Here is an 18,917-nt window from a genome sequence, read left to right on the forward strand (position 1 = left end):
AATTGATCTTATGGACAAAATATTGCAATATCCAATTAATATGTCCATGAGAATCGTTCTTACAGACAAAAATGATTAAATCCTAATAATCTGTCTATAAGAATCCATCTTACGGACAAAATTAAGTACTATCCAGTTCATTTGTCCATAAGATAAAGTGATTCTTCCATCAGTCAGGGTTTTAGGGACGATGAGGACCGTAACAAAAGCAAAAGTCCGTTGCAAATATGCAACGGACTTTTTGAATGACATTTAAGGTTTTCTTTTTTATCTTTTATTACGTTTGTTTTTGTTTTGGAAGTTTCGGTTACGACCACCCTGTTTTCCTTTGCGACCATATCCACGTTTATCATTTCTGAATTTTTTGTTATTCCCTTTATTATTGGAAGCTTTTTTAACACTAACCGGTTGAACAGAAGTTAACGTAACTGGTGCCTGTCTTCTTTCTTTCGTTAGCATTTTTAATGCTGCTGCGACAACTGTTGCGGAATCATATTCGTCAAGAATTTCGCTAGCTGTCTCTCGGTAATCCTGCAATTCTTTTTTCTCAATTGTTTTGATTAGTTTCTGTACAGTTAGTTGTTGTTGGCCTCTTTTTGCTTCGTCATAACTAGGCGCTGTCATACGCTTCATTTTACTTTTCGTAACTTTTTCAATTAAATGTAAGTGAGGAACTTCTCTTGGTGTGATAAAGGAAATAGCCTCGCCCATCTTACCAGCACGACCTGTACGTCCGATACGGTGTACATAGCTTTCCGGATCCTGTGGAATATCAAAGTTATACACGTGTGTTACACCTGAAATATCTAGTCCACGCGCAGCTACGTCTGTTGCTACCAAAATTTCAATGCGACTTAATTTGAATTTTTTCAACACAGAGGTACGTTTACCTTGCGTCAAATCACCATGGATTCCTTCAGCACGAAAACCTCGAGCTTGCAGACCTTCTGTTAATTCATCAACACGTTTTTTGGTACGACCGAAAATAATCGCTAATTCTGGTACGTGAATGTCTAATAAGTTTGTAAGAGTATCGAATTTTTGTTTTTCATGTACTTCCACGAAGTATTGATCGATATTCGAAACCGTCATTTCTTTTGATTTTACTTTTACCTCTTCAGGTTGTTTCATCAATGTAGCCGCAATATCACGAATTTCTTTTGGCATTGTTGCTGAGAATAGTAAAGTTTGTCTGTCTTCCGGAATCGCCTTTAAGATATCACGAATATCATCGATAAAGCCCATATTCAACATTTCATCTGCTTCATCCAGCACAGAAGTGTGGACCTGATCAACACGAATTGTACGACGACGTAAATGATCTAGCAATCGACCTGGTGTTGCCACAACAATATGTGGACGATCCTTTAATGCTTTAATTTGGCGTTCCATATGCTGACCACCATAAACAGGCAGTGTACGAACACCTTTAAATTTCGCTAATTTGTGCAATTCTTCTGAAACCTGAATTGCTAATTCTCTTGTAGGTGCAACAACTAACCCTTGAATTTTTCGCTCGTTAGGGTCAATTTTTTCGATCATCGGAATACCAAAAGCTGCTGTTTTACCAGTACCTGTTTGCGCTTGACCGATGACATCTTTACCTTCCAACCCTAATGGAATTGTTTGAGCTTGAATTGGTGTTGCCTCTTCGAATCCCATTTTCTCTAGTGCTTTCATAATTGACGCTGAAATACCTAATTGATTAAAATTTGTCACTATTAATTTCTACTCCTTTTTTCACTATATAAATCTCATCTTAATTATCATTTTTTCGTCGTTATTAACAGTGTATCCAAGTTATACTATCTACATTAAAAAATATGCAAAAAATAGGATAAGCTATCCTTTGTAAATGTCGTTATCGTAAGAAATCTTGACTCTGACGAAGATACATACGAATAACAATGAAAAAAAGCCTTCCTCCACATTTGGAAGAGGCTTATAAATGACCACTCAATGGATTACTACATCATAACACACTCTTCCTGTTTATTCTATATAATATTTCGTATCGTTTCAAACAATTGAATTTTTTTGGGATAGTTATTATTAGGATTTCCTAAAATAATTGTTATACTTAAGAAAAAGAACGATTTTTAAATATTGTAGGTGATGTTGTGAATAAGCATTTCATTCCATATATAGCAATTATCTTTGGTGTAATCTCTGTTTCTACAGCTGCGGTACTCGTTAAATTAGCTACGGAAGTGCCTTCAGCTGTAACAGCAAATTACCGATTATTATTTGCTGCAATTTTGCTGTTACCATATATTCTTTTTAAAAAAAGAGACGAATTAAGAAAATTAGCCAAAAGAGAATGGACTTTAACGATAGTAGCAGGAATCAGTTTGGCAATCCATTATATTGTATGGTTCGAATCATTCCAGTATACGTCTGTAGCAAGCTCAACTGTGATCGTAACATTACAACCTATTTTTGCCTTTATTGGCACCTATCTGTTCTTTCATGAACGTTTTTCTGCAGGTACAGTGATCAGCATGCTAATTGCCATTTTTGGCAGTGTTATTATTGCATGGGGAGATTTCCAAATGGCTGGCGAAGCTCTTTATGGAGATTTTTTGGCATTGTTAGGTGCCATGTTTATTACGATTTACTTTTTACTTGGGCAAGGGGTTCGGACAAAGCTTTCGGTTATGAGTTATACATTCATTGCATACAGTATCGGTGCACTAACGATTATTATATATAACATCTCTGTTTCGAATCCTTTAATAGGTTACGAGCAAGATGAATGGTTGATCTTTCTCGGTCTTGCTATCGTCCCAACTATTCTGGGGCTGAATTTACTGAACTGGGCGTTAAAATGGGTGAGTACCTCCGTTATTTCTATGGGTATCCTTTTTGAACCCATCGGCGCATCAATACTTGCCTATTTAATCCTGGACGAACTTATTACCTGGTCACAATGGCTAGGGGGAACGATCGTCCTCTTCGGCCTCCTCCTATTCATTGCCAGCACCAGAAGAAAAAGAAAAATGAAAATAACCATCGACCACAGCTAAAATAGAAGCGGAAATTGCACTAATTAGCCAGATACGGAGTAGATACAAACTGTGAACTAATGAAAGTTCTTTTGGTGTTGCTTTCTTCCATCTGATTGATAAAGAGTGCTTGATCGTCGCTGCGGAAAAATACTCCCTTTCCAGGGGCACGGCCTCAGCTAGGAGTATCGCATTTTTCCGCAGATTAGCATAGTGTTCTGTTACAAAGACAAGAATTCCAAAGATTATAGTTTCATGAGTTCTCAATTATCAATAATCAGGAAACTAAGATTAGCGGAGGCAGAATACGGAGACTCCTATGGGAACAGCACGAGTCTGAAGACCCCACAGGAAAGCGATCTTTGCTTTCCGAGGAGGCTGAAGCCGTGCCCATGGAAAGCGCAGTATTCTGCCGCAGCGGTAGTATTACACTCATTTGCTCCAGAAAGGAAGGAAGTAAATCCACGAGAAGGTTACTTCGCAGTTTATGTATTCTATACATGTACATGAAAAAACACGATTTACTAATCAACAGTAGATCGCGTTCTTTCTTCTTTTATTAAAAATTGATAGACTGCATCGATGACGACATCTTTATCGTCGCCAAGGCAGATTAGATGCTTCGAGTCATGATAATAAATAATCTCCGCATCGACTGGTATTTCCTTGTCTAAATAATGCACTGCTTTATATGGCACCATCCCATCCTGCATTCCTTGAGCTATAAAAACAGGACAATGAATTTTCTTCAAGTAGGGTTTGGTAAATTTCATACATTTTAAAAACTCCCGGATTGCCTTCACAGGAACAGAACCGTATTTTTTCCGGTAGTGATTAAACAAATGATCATCTTTTAACTTTCGTCTTACTGCTTTTTGTGCAAAGTTCATTAAATCAACACTTATACGTGGAATACTAATATACTTTCTCGAAGTAGACAAAAGAACCAACTTCTTACAAGTGTACTTTGCTGCCAGATAAGCAGCAATCATTCCCCCCATGGAGAAGCCAACTAAATAGATATCATCATGGTCCTTTTTCAATGACAAAAAGACTTGTTCTGCTTCCTTAATCCAATCTTTATAGGATACATCTAAAAGGTCTAAATCCCTTCCCTCACCTAATCCGTGCCCTGGTAAACTAGGTGTTACTACATGCCAGTTTGTATATTTTTCTATATGTAAAGCAAGTGGTTCCACTTCATACGGTCCACCTGTAAACCCATGAATAACAAGACATGCAGTCATTAGTTGTCTACCTCCTGAAAAATTTATATCATACAGAAATCCTTGTCACATTCGACAAGGATCATTTTACATTATTTCTGAAAAGATTTTAATATATTCCCTACGTTCTTAACCAAAGGTGATACCTGCTGATAAGTGTTCGCAAATTGATTAACAGTATGAAATACTTTATCCAAATCCATTTCACCATTTTTATCCTGAAAATATTGCAGCATCGAATTGTTCTGTTTCCCGAAAAAGGAAGGCGAAGGTGTTTCGAACCCATCATATGGATTTGGTACCATTGGCTTTTGATAATATTGAAATGGTGTCATCGGCATCGGTGATGTATATGTTGGTGGCTGATAGGGATACATCCCCTGCTGATAAGGATTTTGATAATTTGAAAAGCCATTATATCTGTAATCCATTTTCTCCCCTCCATCTGCTATTCTTGTATTAGCCTATGCAGATAAAGAGTTATTGGTTCATTTATAAAGTGAGCCTTCCATCAGTTTGGGTTTTTGATCCCACTTGATCCGACGAAACTTATCAGGGTATTAGCGTCCGTAACCCTCAGATTTACATGAATCTTAACATGGGGTTTAACGGACTATTAGCACCATTACAAGTGAAGTATCTTTTGTATCTCACCTTCTTGAAAACCCATGATACAGTAATAATTATCGATAATAATGGTAGGTGTTATATAAATGTTCTCTTTTTGTAGTTGACGTAAATTCTTTTTATTGACGGTTGTATTTTTTGTATTAAATGAAATATTAAGTTGTTTTAAATAACTTACAAGTTGATCACATTCTGCACAATTATCACTGATGTATACGTCTATTTGTTGTTTTTCCACGTGGATAATCCCCCTCTCAACAGTCAGTCGTAGTTATATTTACCCACTACCAACAACATATAAACGTAATATCATTTATTATTTTGCAGAAAAATCATCAGCATACATTCCTAGTTTTTTCAATAACGAAATAGCCTCTAGCTTCTCTCTTTCATTTAATCCAGCAGTTATCGCTTCGATTTGTTTCCAATGTTCTGGGAATATATCATTTAGTAATTGTTGCCCACTTTCTGTAATAGATGCATAAGTAATTCTCCGGTCACTTGGACACGGTGTTCGTTTCACTAACTCTTTTTTCTCTAATTTATCTACCACATATGTAATACTTCCACTTGCTAATAAAATTTTATCCCCTATTTTTTGCAAAGGTTGTTCTCCCTGATGATAGAGTAATTCCAACACACCAAAATCAGTTGTATTTAAGCCGTGGCTTCTAATATCTTTCGCCACTTGATCGGCAACCGATCGATAAGCTTTCGACAGTACAACAAACAATTTCAGGGAAGGGTCTTGCTTTTTCTTTAAATATTCGTTTCTCTTTTGATCCATCCCTTTCATCCTCTCTCAATATCTATATATGAATGGTATTATATGCAAACAAGAAGAACTAGTCAATCATTAATGGAAAATAATGTTTCTTTATTATCCAGTATAATAATATGATTATTAAATAGCTAATAGTAACAGGATATAGTAAACTAAAAGCCATTCCGACATAAGTTAATATACCTATAATTTGATTGATATAAGATGGTTGAAACCATTTCTTATTTAATGCTTTTATTTTCCTCTCTATCTCGCAATCTAATAAAAAGAAAAATGCTACAAAAACAAATAAAAGCTGAGCTATTAACCACCAACTCCATGTATTAGTAAGCAAGACAGCTACTGAAATAACCACAATTACTACTATACTCAGTATGGATAATATTTGCCAAAAAGCAGTTGTTATTATTTCTATATTCCAAGGAATACTGTGAAGTAATTTATCTTTGAAAATCGCACTATAAAAACTTACCGTAAGCTTAACAAAGATAAAAACAGACAACATAATACCAATTCCTTGTAATAATGGACCTCCTTTTAATGATAACACAATCATAATGATTAAAATCGAAAACATCATCTGATAGATAATACTAATTTCCTGATTAATACTCCTTCTCCACAATTTACGCATCAATTTAGTCGGATCCTGATAAGGAAAAGGTAATTTTGCCTTTTTCGATGTAAATAGTGTTTTTAAAAAGTAGTTTCTTCGTTTCTGTTTTACTTGATCCATTCTGCTCATGCGATTAATGAAAAACATATTCCACTCTTTTTCGTCACTTTTCTCAATCACTTTCATCCAATTGACTTTTATCAATCTTCGAGGCCATATCCATATATTTAAACCAAATAAAAGGACAACTAACATCCATACAGATTCAGCATTTAATTCAAATAATACGAAAACAAACCGAATTATACCAATGGTCAAAACACCTAATAAATAAAGTCCCAATTTCTTAAAGCCTTCCACTTGATAAAAGTACCATTGAGGTATAACTGTCAATATTAATACAGATAGGATTATGACATACCATTTAACTAAAAATAACGTAGAAAAAGGTGTAATCACAACTAATAACAAACTGAGAAAAGTTAAAACGACAAATCGTTTTCTAATTATGATCCATAACGAATAAAACCATATATTTTTTATCGAAAAAGGAAGTGATGTTAACTTCCACTCTGCACTTGTAATGTTTATCGATGGATGCTGAAAGGAAAGAGCAATCATCCCGAACATCAAACCAATTACTATGAGCGGAAAAAATGATTCGATATTTGCTTGATATGCTAGAAAAACAGTTTCCATCTTTTTTAAGTTATCATATGTAATAAATAAAAACATGACCGCAAATAAACCGGTATAGATGGTTGTAATCCAATCAAATGCCAGACCGAAGGCTAATTTGTATAGTTTTTGTTTTTTACGCCAGCGACTCCTTCTTAAAAATCGCATCATTTGAACGGTTGCTCTCATTCAGTTCCTCTCCTTGATAATGAGTGGAAATCTTCTATCAATCCATGTTCTGCAACATGCCCCTGATGAAGCATAATATATGTATCTGCCAACTCTTCCATCCTCTCTAATTGATGAGAGGTAAGGAGTATACTTGTCCCCATTTTAGCCTTTTCAATCAGCATTTCCTGAAGATCTTGAGCAGCATGAACATCTAAGCCCATAAAAGGTTCGTCAATTAATAACAAAGGGACATCAGGTAATAAGGCGCAAATGGTTTGAACTTTTTGACGCATACCTTTGGACAATGACTCTGGGTATTCATTCAATTTATCCGCTATTTCAAATCGCTCCGAAAGTTCTTCCGCACGTTTCGTAAATATTTGTTCATCGAGTTGATAGCTTTGACCATATAATTGAAAATGTTGCATCGTTGTTAGTTCCGGTAATAAAAATGGTTCTTCCGGTATATAGGCAAGTTGTTTTTTAAAGGTAATAAATGATTGGTCTTGATCTACTTGGTTCAAAATAAAAGTGCCTTCTTTTTTGTCTTGCCAGCCCATAATTGTTTTCATAACGGTCGATTTTCCGGCACCATTATGACCTATTAAACCTACGATGCTACCTTTCTTTACGGAAAATGATACATCCTCAAGGATCGTTTCTTTTCCGATTTCAACCTTTAGCTGCTTAACTTCTAACATGATAATCCCCCCTTTCCTTATATACGACGAGTGTGATCAAAAGGTTTCTAAACTACAGATCATTTTAAACATTAATAACGAAGATTCTCTGCCTTTTTAGTAGATGCAAACTGCGAAGTAATGCATATTTTTATAGTGATACTTTCTTCCATTCTTTCCATAGAGAGTGTTGGAATACCGCTACGGCAGAATACTGCGCTTTCCGTGGGCACGGCTTCAGCTTCCTCGGAAAGTAAAGATCACTTTCCTGCGGGATCTTCTGCTCGTGCTGCTCCCACAGGAGTCTCCGTATTCTGCCTTCGCTAATAACATTATTCTATCTTTTAAAGTGGAAATACTAGGAAGCTGATTCTTGTGTATTACTTCTTTCAACAATCAGCACACTACAAAGCGGAGGCAAGATACGCAAACTCCTTCAGAAACAGTGACCAAAGCGTGGAGGCTCACGGGTAACCGAAGTATCTTGCCGCAGCGTTTCCTAGCACTCACCATTAATCAGAGCAGTATATTTTTTCAGATATAAAAAGAGACAGTGCTCGCACTGTCTCTTAGCCTAGTTCTTCTTGCAGGAACTCTAATACATCTTCTGGTGTTTTGGTATAAGCACTATGACGGTGGGCAAGCTTTTCCCCGTTTTGGAAAATAAGTAAGCTAGGTATACCCATTACATCATATTTCTCAGCCAATCCTTGGACTTCGTCACTGTTCAGCTCATACCAATCAAACGTGTTATATTGCTCTAAAATATCCCCAATAAACATATCCATACGTTTACAGTCAGGACACCAGTCTGCATAAAATTTAATAATAACCGGATCTTCTGAAGCGATAATCTTATTAAATTGATCTTCTGTTTTAATAGCTTCCATCAGCACATTCTCCTTTTTTCGAGTGGTTCTTTACTTTAATAAAAGCTAGCATGAAAAAGACCATGAAAGCAACTATTCTGTTTAACGATACTCCACTCTTCCTAATAAGTAAGCAAAGAGAAGACCGCCAGCAAAGGTAATAATACACATCATCGTCCCCAGCATATTAGCGGGCAATCCTGGAAAAATTACGAATACAGAACCAATCACCATACCAATCACTAGAGCATACGTAGCTATCGGAAATGAATCCAGAAAATAATGAATCACTTTACTCATCAGCACTATTCCTAATAAAATACCTACACCCACTACGAAAATAACAGTTATATCTAAATTTTTTATCGCACTTATAATCGTAGTGTAGGAGCCAATTACATATAAAAGAAAGGAACCACTAATCCCCGGCAATATCATTGCAGCACTCGCAATAAATCCAGAAACAAACAACCAAAGATATGTAGATGGTTCAAAATGAGTAACCACCTCTGGTTCTCCTGTTTGAAAGAATACCATTGAACCAACAATACAGGCACCTATCAATACTAGCAGTATATGATTTCCTTTAAACGTTTTTCTGGCGTTAGACTTTTGAAGCAGAAATGGTAGCACTCCTATGATCAGACCTAAAAAGGCGAATTGTGTCTGTTTTGGATAATGTTCAAACAACCACTCAATTAACCCAGCTAATAAAAAAACAGCTGTCAAAACACCTACACCGAGAGGGATTAAAAACATGAGATGCTTCTTAAAATCCTTGCTAAAGAATCCATTCACAGCCGCTATTAACTGGTCATAAATTCCCAATACGACGGCAATTGTACCACCACTTACTCCAGGTACGACATCACTTGCTCCCATTAACATACCACGATAAATATTTCTCCATTCCATTTTCGATTCTCCTTATTCTATAAACTGCAGTTCATCTATATTTTGTGATAAATGTTCTTTTATTTCAGCCAGATGATCAGATGCAGCAGGAAGCTGTTGGTCTGAAACATCTTTTAACGGTAATACTTGCACATCTGTCATTGTATCATTGATCATGTCAAACTGAACAAATGTTGGTAAAAAAGAAGGGGAATGTACTTTGACATTTGCTCCATCCTTTTTAATAGAAAATTGTAGAATTCCACCAATTCTCTTGTATAGCTCATATTGACCCGATAGGAAGTTTCCCAAAGAATAAGCAACCAATGTTTGATTACCGTCTTTACCTTCTAGCCAATCGATCGGCTGCAGTACGTGTGGATGATGCCCAATCACTACCTCGGCACCAAGATCTGCCGCAAATTGCGCTAAATCTTTTTGTTCCTGATTTGGCAATCGTTGATATTCCTTACCAAAATGATAACTAACGATTGTAACATCCGCTTGCTCCTCTGCTTTTGTTACTTCTCGTTCAATTTGATCTCGATCGATTAAGTTTACTAAATAATCCTTCCCAGCTGGAACCGGAATTCCATTTGTACCATATGTATAGCTTAGAAAGGCTACTGAAATGCCTTCTTCCGTTTCTATAACTCTTAATGTATGCTGGTCTTTCTCACTTTTAAAACTTCCTGTATAGTGCATACCAATCTCTTCATAACGACCAATCGCATTCTGAATCGCTTTTTCTCCTCGGTCCAAGGTGTGATTATTCGCCATTGTTACGATATCAACACCGACTTTTTGCAAATCATCTCCTAAGTCGAACGGACTGTTGAATTGTGGATAGGTAGATAAACCAATCTCTTCTCCACCCATAATTGTTTCTTGGTTCGCCAACGTAATATCTGGCTGTTTTAAATATTTCTGTACAGGTTCTAACATCGATAAAAAGTCATATCTTTCACCATTCCATCCATCATCATATACCCGAGCATGAATCAAAATATCCCCGATTGCTGCAATAGAGATTTCATTTGTAAACCCATTGACATCAGTACTTTTTTTCGCTCTCTCTTTTTCATCCTTATGATGGAAGTGACCTTGATTTTCCTGTTGTCCCGTGCAACCTACTACTATCAAAAGTAATATCATGAAAGATATCGTACAAGCATTTTTCATATGAAAACTCCTCAAAGAAGACTCTATTTATTTTAACATAAAAAAATTATATTTATTGTCAAAAAAATGAAGTAATCAGAGATTTTCATTCGTCAGTTACTAGTGAAAGGAAAAAAGGAGGATAAAAAATGATTGAAGTAAAAAACATTAACCATACATTTTTATTAGGAAAAAAGCAAAATGAAACATCACTTCAAGTATTAAAAGATATTTCTTTTTCTATCGCCAAAGGGGATATCCTGGCGATCACAGGAAAAAGCGGTTCTGGTAAGTCAACGTTATTAAACGTCATTGGTGGATTTATGAAGCCCACAAGCGGATCCGTCTGGATTAGAGAAAAGAATGTTACGAATTTAAATGAAGGTGAATATGCAGATTTTCGTTTAGATAATATCGGATTTATCTTTCAAAACTTTCAGCTGATTCCGAGCATGACAGCCTATGAAAATGTAGAATTGCCACTAGTATTAAAAGGACTGTCAGAAAAAGAAAGAAAAGAAAGAACGGAACAAACCTTGGAAAAAGTCGGCCTTTCCGATTACCATCAGCATTATCCAAGTGAATTGTCTGGCGGCCAACAACAACGAGTAAGTATCGCAAGAACGCTCGTAATAGAACCGCCTATTATCCTGGCAGATGAACCAACAGGTAGTTTAGACAGTGAAACGGAACAAGAAATTTTAGATTTGATTACAGGATTAAATAGAGACTTAGGCATTACATTCCTGATGATCACACATGATGAAGAGGTTGCCCGCATTGCTTCAAAGAAGATCCATATTCATGACGGGAAAATTATAAAGGAGGAAATTAGCGCATGACTTTTAAAGATCAATGGCGGTTTGTTCGTAGTAATATGAAGCGAAGCAAATCAAGAATATTTATGACGGTGTTGGCCACTGCAATGGGGGTAGCTTTCTTAATTGTGTTAGCCTCTGTTGGGTTTGGTTTACATAGTACCTTTATCGCCGATATTCTTCAAGATCGTTCGGTCACAAAAATGCAGATAGCTGGCATCGAAAATGAAGATGGTTTTATACCAATTACGGATGAAGAAATAGCGGAACTAGAAAAGATAGATGGCATGAAAGCTGTAACTAGACAACAAAGATTAAGACAAACACCTCTTTTTAGCATCAATGATTACAATGGAAGGACAGAAACAGTAGTAACCCACTTTCCATCAGAGTTAAAGGCTGGTATGGAGTTGGCAGAAGGTAAGTTACCAGAAGAACCTTACGAAGTAGTAGTTGGTCCACATTTTATTGAGAATATTCTTCCGGAAGATCTCCCAGCAGATGCCGAGGTTTACGATGAAGAAGGTAAGTTGAAAGAAGAATATAAATATGAAGAATCCCTCGTCGGTAAAGAGATTGAAATGGAAGTCGAGCAAAATGTGGATAACGATACCAAAAAACATACGATCACATTAACGATCACTGGTATTGTCGAACCACCTTCAAGAGATTGGTTACAGGATCAACAAGTATATATATCCGAAGAAGTTTTAGCTGAGGTGGAGGATTTCACCAAAACCTCAAGAGGAGCGATTATATCTGAGGATCAGCCAAGAGCTGTTGAAGAGGCAGAAGGTTATGATAGCGTGTATGGGTATGCTAATTCATTGGAAGAAGTACAGGAAATAATGGATATTTTAAAAGAACAAGACTACTTGGTATATTCAGCAGCGAGTGAACTAGAATATTTAAATACATTTTTCACTATTGCAAAAGCTGGGCTTATTTTTATTGGAACTATCGCTATTATTATAGCCTCCATCGGTATATTCAACACAATGACGATGGCTGTAACTGAAAGAACATCAGATATTGGAATTATGAAAGCAATCGGTGCACACCCGAAAAAAATCAAGCAGATCTTTTTATTGGAAAGTAGTTATATCGGTTTACTTGGTGCAGTTATAGGTACCATAGTAGCTTTTATCATTAGTGCGCTCCTCAACATTGGTTTGCCTAAGATAATTGAATCTGCCTTTGAACAAGAGTTACCTGAAGGATTTCAATTTTCAAGTATTCCTCCTTCGTTGATTCTTATTTCAGTTGTGATTTGTTTAATCGTAACGATTATATCTGGATTAAAGCCTGCTAAAAGAGCAACGCAAATTGACGTCTTAAAAGCGATGAGAAGAGAGATTTAAGTATCACTTATCTCTCTTCTATATCATATTTTTTTCGCAAAGTTTCCGGCGCCATCTTAACCATTTGCTGGAGAATTAAAGTTGCAATCATGACATCATCGAAAATCCCGAGTACTAACAGATAATCGGGGATTAAATCAAAAGGGAAAAGGATGTAGCCGATTATAAGAATAATCGACGCCAATTTTGCAGTAATTTTTACTTGATTGGATAAGAAAAATTCTTTAAAGAATGGAAAAGATTTTCGGAATTTAAATAGAAATTTGAACCTTCTAAAAAAACGCATTGCTATCCTCTCTTTTCTCTTTATTTATTATTTATACTATTCCCTGAAATTATAAAGAAAAACCTTCATGCATAAGGCTATTCGTGGGATGATAGACATAAAATAAGATATTCGCTAATTATTGTCCTTCATAAACAAAAAACCCGTTTTGATAATCTTTCACTATCAAAACGGGTTTTTGCTTTACCAAGTTAACTAACTATACATTACTTTCTCTTTGCTGCTTTTTCACGTTCGTTTTTATTGAGGATTTTCTTACGTAAACGCACTGATTCAGGAGTAACTTCGCAATATTCGTCGTCATTCAAGTATTGGATTGCTTCTTCTAATGACATTTTACGTGTTTTACGAATAGTTGCTGTCTGATCTTTTGTTGCGGAACGTACGTTGGTTAAGTGTTTTTCTTTGGTAATATTAACCGTGAGGTCATTCTCGCGGTTATGTTGACCAACAATCATTCCTGCATATACTTCGGTACCTGGTTCTATAAAAATGACACCACGATCTTCCAAGTTCATGATTCCATAAGTAGATGCTTTTCCGTTTTCTAATGCAACAAGTACGCCTTCACGACGGCCACCTACTTGTCCTTTGACAACTGGTGCATACTCTTCAAACGTGTGGTTGATGATACCATAACCACGTGTTTGTGTCATAAATTCTGTTGCATAACCAATTAATCCACGAGATGGCACTTTAAATTCCATACGAACTTGTCCAGTTCCGTGATTCACCATATCCAGCATTTCACCTTTACGTGCACCAAGAGACTCCATAACCGGACCTGTATAATCTTCCGGTACATCAATTTGAACACGTTCGATTGGTTCACATTGCACACCATCTATTTCTTTAATAATAACTTGTGGTTTGGAAAGCTGTAGTTCATAGCCTTCTCGACGCATGTTCTCTACTAAAATAGATAAGTGTAATTCCCCACGCCCGGATACTGTCCAAGCATCTGGTGAATCTGTCGGGTCTACACGTAAACTTACATCTGTCTCTAGTTGTGACATTAAACGTTCATCAATTTGGCGGGAAGTAATGTACTTTCCTTCTCTTCCGGCAAAAGGACTGTTATTGACTACAAACGTCATTTGTAATGTTGGCTCATCAATACGCAAAATCGGTAATGCTTCCTGATGCTCAGTTGGACAAACCGTTTCACCTACGTTAATATCTTCCATACCAGCAACTGCAATAATATCTCCTGCTGTTGCTTGTTCGATTTCAATTCGTTTCAAACCGATAAAACCAAATAATTTGGTAACACGGAAATTTTTCACAGAACCATCTGTCTTCATTAGTGATACTTGTTGTCCTACTTTAATCGATCCACGGAAGACACGACCGACACCGATACGTCCTAAGTAGTCATTATAATCAAGCATCGTGATCTGGAATTGTAATGGTTCATCAGCATTATTAACAGGGGCTGGAATTTTCTCTAAGATCGTTTCAAAAACTGGCTCCATCGTTTCCTGTTGTTCTTCATCTGGAAAGCTGGATGTCCCGTTTAATGCCGAAGCATAGACAACAGGGAATTCTAATTGATCATCGTCTGCACCAAGTTCAATGAATAAATCTAAAACTTCATCGACTACCTCATCAGGGCGTGCGTTGGGTCTGTCGATTTTATTCAGTACAACTACAGGTTGCAATTTTTGCTCCAGTGCTTTTTTCAATACAAAACGGGTCTGTGGCATACATCCTTCATAAGCGTCAACCACAAGTAATACCCCGTCCACCATTTTCATAATACGCTCTACTTCTCCACCGAAGTCAGCATGTCCTGGTGTATCCAATATATTAATACGTGTATCATTATAATTAATTGCTGTATTTTTCGCTAAAATCGTGATCCCACGTTCTTTTTCGATATCGTTGGAATCCATTGCACGTTCTTCTACTTGCTCATTTTCGCGAAAAGTTCCTGAATAACGGAGTAACTGGTCAACTAACGTCGTTTTGCCATGGTCAACATGGGCAATAATCGCAATATTGCGAAGTTCTTCTCTCAATTGCGTCATTTTATTCTCTCCTCTTAAAGATGCGTTCATTATATTACAACTTACCTAGTATATCATAATAGTCAGTAATTGTTATCATTAATCGTTATTTTTTTCAAATTCCGAAAATGTAATCGTAAATTTTGCTCCACCTTTTGCAGCATTTTCTGCTTTAACTGATCCACCTGAACGCTCGACAATTGCCCTTGCGATCGCTAAGCCTAGACCTGTCTCGCCACTTTCACCTTTAACAAATCGGTGGAACAACTTTTTAATTAATTCATCGTCAATTCCTTCGCCATCATCCGTAATTTGTATATGAAATTGTTTATTCTTTACAAATGCGGCCACTTCTACTTTAGAATCCGCATGTCTAATCGCGTTGGTTACAATATTCATAACAGCTTGCAACATTTTTTCTGCATCAAACAATACTAGAACTTCTTCCTCTTGATCTTGTACTACTCGAATATCTTTTTCATTCGCGATAGGAATTGCTCTTTCCATTATTTGTTCCATAAATATTTTGCTGTTCACCTTTTCGGGATGATATATATCTGCTTCACTATCTAATTTAGCAAGTAAAATAATTTCATTAATAATTTTCTTCAATCGTTTAATTTCGGCCACCATTACTTGCAGACCTCGGCTTGCTTCTTCCCCTTCAAATATTCCGTCACGGATACCCTCTGCATAACCTTGAATCGTCATTAGAGGTGTTTTAAGTTCATGGCTGGCATTTTGAAAGAAGTGGTGCTGTGACTGAATAAAACTGTTTAACTCATTAGCCATTTCGACAACACTTTGCTCAACTTCTTTTATTTCACCCGTTGCTTTGACTTCCTCCATCTCCTCAAATTTACGTTTTTCAATTTTCTTTAATTGATGCCTTAGTTTCGTTAATGGTGTGACTAGTTTAGTTGTCAAATAATGACTAAGCAGAACTGCCACAGAAATCCCAATCAAGAAAATAAGTAGCAATTGATTAACCAAGCTTTTCTGTACTTCCTGCAAGTCGTCTAACGGTGTAAGCAATACCAGCTGTTGCGTAGATACCGGTGATAAAAACGGAATAATCGATACTACATAATTATCATCTTCTCCCTGCCATAAGGGTTGGGTCCTACTGTTAAGGTCATGTTCTTGAATCCATCCTTCTATCGTCTCCATGTTAGGTATTGAGGAAAAAACAACCCTTTCACTGCCTTCATCATAGGCAAAGACTTGTAAATTATATTTCTCTAATAATTGCAAAAATCGTTGTACACTTGTCGTATTGTTGAGATCTTCAGACAGTATAAAATTTACGATCAATTCCCCTTTGTCTTCTAATTGACGCTGCTCATCCTTAATTAACATCTGTAGCATTTGAGAGTAAATCATAATACCTGTAACTGTCATAATGACTACAAGTAATGTTGTAAAAGCAATCGTCAATTGATATTGTAGTTTCATTGTTGTCCCTCATCATATTCTAAGCGGTACCCATGTCCCCAAACGGTTTCAATAGGTAAACTGTCCAATTTTTTTCGTAGCCTTTTAACTAAATCATCCACTGCCCGGTCACTACCGAAATAATCATCGCCCCATACAAGTGTGAGCAATTCCTCTCTTGAAAAAGCTCTGTTTGGTTTTTGAGCGAAGATTTCTAGCATCGCAAATTCTTTAGATGTTACGTCAATCTCTTGTTGTTTCCAATAAACAATACGGGCTGCCTTATCGATCTCCAATTCTCCCAATTCAATAACAGACGAGGAATTGGTTTGATTGGTTGGCTGAGCTTCTGCTCTTTTAAACAAGCGTTTAACTCTTGCTACTAATTCGCGTGGACTAAACGGCTTCGTTAAATAATCATCACTACCGAGTTCTAAACCGAGAATTTTATCGACTTCTTCATCCTTTGCCGATATGATAATAATCGGTACTTCACTTACTTGCCTAATTTTTTTACATAATTCATAACCATCCATTCCTGGCAACATAATATCCAATATCCACATATCTGGTTGTCCACTCTGAGCTCGTTGCCATGCATCCTCTGCATTTTCCAATACTGTTACTTGAAATCCTTCCTTCTTTAAATATGCTTTCACTATATCTCTAATATTTGCATCGTCTTCTACAATATAAATTTGTTGATTCATATCGCTCACCTCTCCCATTATACCCCAATTTGCTTGCTCTTATTTTCGCACACTTACGTAAAAAAATTAAGCAACGAGGCATGAAAACTTACTTTTACACATTTTTTATACAATTATCACATTAATATGCCGTATATAGTGGGTATGATTATAATAGAAGATAAATTAATTTTCCTTTGAAAGGGTGAGTAGATAAATGAGTGAAGAATTTAAGCAAGAACAAACAACAGAACAACCTAAAAAAGTCAAAAAGGAAAAAAGCACGTTAGGCATGTTAATGAGTGGTGTTGCAGGTGGTGTAATCGCTGCACTGTTTACTGGTGGAATTTTTCTTAATATGATGAATGATGATCAAGCTGCTACCACTGCTGCTGATAATAACAGTAATCAGAATGAGGCAACAGAACAAACAGCAACAACAGAGGAAGCTGTTCCGACAACAAATCTTGCCAATCAATCATCTAACTCGATTGGCAGTGCAGTCGAAAAAGTATCTGATGCAGTAGTCGGCGTCTCCAACATTCAACAAATAAGTCTTTGGGAAGAATCAAATGCAACCGGTACAGGGTCAGGTGTAATCTATAAGAAGGATGACAAATATGCTTACGTCGTTACGAATAATCACGTTGTAGAAGGTGCTCAAGAAATAGAAGTTATTTTAACAAATGGCGAGCATGTTAAAGCTGATATACTAGGTACAGATGCATTAACCGATTTAGCTGTACTTCGTATCCCAAATGATCAAGTTAAAACAGTTGCTGAATTGGGCTCCTCAGATAAACTTTCAGTAGGTGATACAGCAATTGCAATTGGTAACCCACTCGGGCAAGATTTTGCTGGGTCTGTAACACAAGGAATCATAAGTGGTTTGAATCGTGCGGTTGATATCGACTTAAATAATGACAATCAGCCAGATTGGACAACAAATGTAATTCAAACCGATGCAGCGATAAATCCTGGTAACAGTGGTGGTGCTTTAATCAATACCAGTGGACAAGTGATTGGGATTAATTCGATGAAAATTGCACAAAATCAGGTAGAAGGTATTGGTTTCGCGATTCCAATCGATGATGCAAAACCAGTCATTGAACAACTGGAAACAGGTAATGATGTCGTTCGTCCATTTATCGGTATTAGTGCTATCGACTTATCTACTGTTCCTGCACGCCATGTACAAGAAACCTTACAATTAGATGAAAGTGTTGAAAATGGTGTTGTAATAGCACAAGTTGAACCAAATTCACCAGCAGAAGAAGCCGGATTACAACAATATGATGTGGTTACTAAAATTAACGATAAACAAATCGAGTCTATGTTAGACCTTAAGAAATATCTGTACAGTGAAACAGAAGTTGGCGAAGAAATAACAATATCGTTCTATCGCGAAGGAAATCTGCAAACTGCAACATTAGTTTTAAATAAACAAAAAGATATGTAACTCAATAATACCCCCCGAGTACCAAACTTAGGGGGTATTTTTATATTTCTTCTAAGCGGGCTTTTCCTTTTTAAATGTTAACAACAACTATTAGGATAGTCTACCGATTTTTGGTAAAGTAGACTTAAGAAAAACGAGCAAAACACTCTA

General features: G+C 36.5%; 18 protein-coding genes. 4 read left to right on the top strand and 14 right to left on the bottom strand.

All coding sequences use genetic code 11. The features are described 5' to 3' along the window. Positions 1–267: 267 nt before the first annotated feature. Positions 268–1,719 (bottom strand): DEAD/DEAH box helicase, encoded by a 1,452-nt coding sequence (locus ACTWP4_RS08450; protein WP_443128323.1) that lies wholly within the window; start codon positions 1,717–1,719, stop codon positions 268–270. 401 nt (positions 1,720–2,120) lie between these two features. Here ACTWP4_RS08450 and ACTWP4_RS08455 point away from each other — a divergent pair, with 401 nt between their 5' ends. After that, entirely contained in the window at positions 2,121–3,026 is a 906-nt protein-coding gene (locus ACTWP4_RS08455) for a DMT family transporter (RefSeq protein ID WP_443128324.1), read from the top strand. 503 nt (positions 3,027–3,529) lie between these two features. Here the strand turns inward: ACTWP4_RS08455 and ACTWP4_RS08460 are convergent. The 9 genes from ACTWP4_RS08460 to ACTWP4_RS08500 form a co-directional block, all read right to left on the bottom strand. After that, entirely contained in the window at positions 3,530–4,252 is a 723-nt protein-coding gene (locus ACTWP4_RS08460) for an alpha/beta hydrolase (protein ID WP_443128325.1), read from the bottom strand. Between the two features lie 71 nt (positions 4,253–4,323). Continuing rightward, complete coding sequence (locus ACTWP4_RS08465; protein ID WP_443128326.1) at positions 4,324–4,662, bottom strand: YppG family protein; 339 nt, start codon at positions 4,660–4,662, stop codon at positions 4,324–4,326. A 194-nt stretch (positions 4,663–4,856) separates the two neighbouring features. Continuing rightward, positions 4,857–5,096, bottom strand: coding sequence for a thioredoxin family protein (locus ACTWP4_RS08470; protein ID WP_443128327.1), 240 nt, complete (start codon positions 5,094–5,096; stop codon positions 4,857–4,859). A 78-nt stretch (positions 5,097–5,174) separates the two neighbouring features. Then, the gene (locus tag ACTWP4_RS08475) at positions 5,175–5,645 is read right to left on the bottom strand and encodes a MarR family winged helix-turn-helix transcriptional regulator (protein WP_443128328.1); all 471 of its coding nucleotides are present in this window, start codon (positions 5,643–5,645) and stop codon (positions 5,175–5,177) included. A 58-nt stretch (positions 5,646–5,703) separates the two neighbouring features. Beyond that, entirely contained in the window at positions 5,704–7,125 is a 1,422-nt protein-coding gene (locus ACTWP4_RS08480; protein ID WP_443128329.1) for a hypothetical protein, read from the bottom strand. Then, positions 7,122–7,808 (bottom strand): ABC transporter ATP-binding protein, encoded by a 687-nt coding sequence (locus tag ACTWP4_RS08485; protein WP_443128330.1) that lies wholly within the window; start codon positions 7,806–7,808, stop codon positions 7,122–7,124. The genes ACTWP4_RS08480 and ACTWP4_RS08485 overlap by 4 nt, the downstream gene beginning before the upstream one ends. 548 nt (positions 7,809–8,356) lie before the next feature. Beyond that, entirely contained in the window at positions 8,357–8,677 is a 321-nt protein-coding gene (locus ACTWP4_RS08490) for a thioredoxin family protein (protein ID WP_443128331.1), read from the bottom strand. A gap of 81 nt (positions 8,678–8,758) precedes the next feature. After that, positions 8,759–9,571 carry a DUF368 domain-containing protein gene (locus tag ACTWP4_RS08495; RefSeq protein ID WP_443128332.1) on the bottom strand — a complete coding sequence of 271 codons (813 nt, stop codon included), beginning with the start codon at positions 9,569–9,571 and terminating at the stop codon, positions 8,759–8,761. 12 nt (positions 9,572–9,583) lie between these two features. Then, the gene (locus ACTWP4_RS08500; protein WP_443128333.1) at positions 9,584–10,732 is read right to left on the bottom strand and encodes a CapA family protein; all 1,149 of its coding nucleotides are present in this window, start codon (positions 10,730–10,732) and stop codon (positions 9,584–9,586) included. A 128-nt stretch (positions 10,733–10,860) separates the two neighbouring features. On the opposite strand from ACTWP4_RS08500, the gene ACTWP4_RS08505 reads away from it, so the two are divergent. Both ACTWP4_RS08505 and ACTWP4_RS08510 read left to right on the top strand, forming a co-directional pair. Then, on the top strand, positions 10,861–11,553 hold the full coding sequence (locus ACTWP4_RS08505; protein ID WP_443128334.1) for an ABC transporter ATP-binding protein: 693 nt from the start codon (positions 10,861–10,863) through the stop codon (positions 11,551–11,553). Next, complete coding sequence (locus tag ACTWP4_RS08510) at positions 11,550–12,890, top strand: ABC transporter permease (RefSeq protein ID WP_443128335.1); 1,341 nt, start codon at positions 11,550–11,552, stop codon at positions 12,888–12,890. Before ACTWP4_RS08505 ends, ACTWP4_RS08510 begins: the two co-directional genes overlap by 4 nt. Before the next feature lie 7 nt (positions 12,891–12,897). Here ACTWP4_RS08510 and ACTWP4_RS08515 read toward each other — a convergent pair whose 3' ends face one another. The 4 genes from ACTWP4_RS08515 to ACTWP4_RS08530 form a co-directional block, all read right to left on the bottom strand. Continuing rightward, entirely contained in the window at positions 12,898–13,176 is a 279-nt protein-coding gene (locus ACTWP4_RS08515) for a YkvA family protein (protein WP_443128336.1), read from the bottom strand. A gap of 206 nt (positions 13,177–13,382) precedes the next feature. After that, a complete protein-coding gene (gene typA, locus ACTWP4_RS08520) occupies positions 13,383–15,206 on the bottom strand; it encodes a translational GTPase TypA (RefSeq protein ID WP_443128337.1) in 1,824 nt (607 codons plus the stop codon). 78 nt (positions 15,207–15,284) lie between these two features. Continuing rightward, positions 15,285–16,640: a sensor histidine kinase gene (locus ACTWP4_RS08525; RefSeq protein ID WP_443128338.1), complete on the bottom strand. Its 1,356-nt coding sequence runs from the start codon at positions 16,638–16,640 to the stop codon at positions 15,285–15,287. Further along, complete coding sequence (locus ACTWP4_RS08530) at positions 16,637–17,329, bottom strand: response regulator transcription factor (protein ID WP_443128339.1); 693 nt, start codon at positions 17,327–17,329, stop codon at positions 16,637–16,639. The genes ACTWP4_RS08525 and ACTWP4_RS08530 overlap by 4 nt, the downstream gene beginning before the upstream one ends. Positions 17,330–17,525: 196 nt before the next feature. Between ACTWP4_RS08530 and ACTWP4_RS08535 the strand changes: the two genes are divergently transcribed. After that, positions 17,526–18,767: a S1C family serine protease gene (locus ACTWP4_RS08535; RefSeq protein WP_443128340.1), complete on the top strand. Its 1,242-nt coding sequence runs from the start codon at positions 17,526–17,528 to the stop codon at positions 18,765–18,767. Positions 18,768–18,917 lie beyond the last annotated feature (150 nt).

Source organism: Gracilibacillus sp. D59 (assembly GCF_052246695.1).
In the GTDB taxonomy this organism is placed as follows: domain Bacteria; phylum Bacillota; class Bacilli; order Bacillales; family Amphibacillaceae; genus Gracilibacillus.

Bases quoted from the DNA above. Each gene is read 5' to 3' on its own strand.
- ACTWP4_RS08460 (WP_443128325.1), bottom strand. From the start codon at position 4,252: ATGACTGCATGTCTTGTTATTCATGGGTTTACAGGTGGACCGTATGAA.
- ACTWP4_RS08465 (WP_443128326.1), bottom strand. From the start codon at position 4,662: ATGGATTACAGATATAATGGCTTTTCAAATTATCAAAATCCTTATCAG.
- ACTWP4_RS08475 (WP_443128328.1), bottom strand. From the start codon at position 5,645: ATGGATCAAAAGAGAAACGAATATTTAAAGAAAAAGCAAGACCCTTCC.
- ACTWP4_RS08480 (WP_443128329.1), bottom strand. From the start codon at position 7,125: ATGAGAGCAACCGTTCAAATGATGCGATTTTTAAGAAGGAGTCGCTGG.
- ACTWP4_RS08485 (WP_443128330.1), bottom strand. From the start codon at position 7,808: ATGTTAGAAGTTAAGCAGCTAAAGGTTGAAATCGGAAAAGAAACGATC.
- ACTWP4_RS08490 (WP_443128331.1), bottom strand. From the start codon at position 8,677: ATGGAAGCTATTAAAACAGAAGATCAATTTAATAAGATTATCGCTTCA.
- ACTWP4_RS08495 (WP_443128332.1), bottom strand. From the start codon at position 9,571: ATGGAATGGAGAAATATTTATCGTGGTATGTTAATGGGAGCAAGTGAT.
- ACTWP4_RS08500 (WP_443128333.1), bottom strand. From the start codon at position 10,732: ATGAAAAATGCTTGTACGATATCTTTCATGATATTACTTTTGATAGTA.
- ACTWP4_RS08505 (WP_443128334.1), top strand. From the start codon at position 10,861: ATGATTGAAGTAAAAAACATTAACCATACATTTTTATTAGGAAAAAAG.
- ACTWP4_RS08510 (WP_443128335.1), top strand. From the start codon at position 11,550: ATGACTTTTAAAGATCAATGGCGGTTTGTTCGTAGTAATATGAAGCGA.
- ACTWP4_RS08515 (WP_443128336.1), bottom strand. From the start codon at position 13,176: ATGCGTTTTTTTAGAAGGTTCAAATTTCTATTTAAATTCCGAAAATCT.
- typA (WP_443128337.1), bottom strand. From the start codon at position 15,206: ATGACGCAATTGAGAGAAGAACTTCGCAATATTGCGATTATTGCCCAT.
- ACTWP4_RS08525 (WP_443128338.1), bottom strand. From the start codon at position 16,640: ATGAAACTACAATATCAATTGACGATTGCTTTTACAACATTACTTGTA.
- ACTWP4_RS08530 (WP_443128339.1), bottom strand. From the start codon at position 17,329: ATGAATCAACAAATTTATATTGTAGAAGACGATGCAAATATTAGAGAT.
- ACTWP4_RS08535 (WP_443128340.1), top strand. From the start codon at position 17,526: ATGAGTGAAGAATTTAAGCAAGAACAAACAACAGAACAACCTAAAAAA.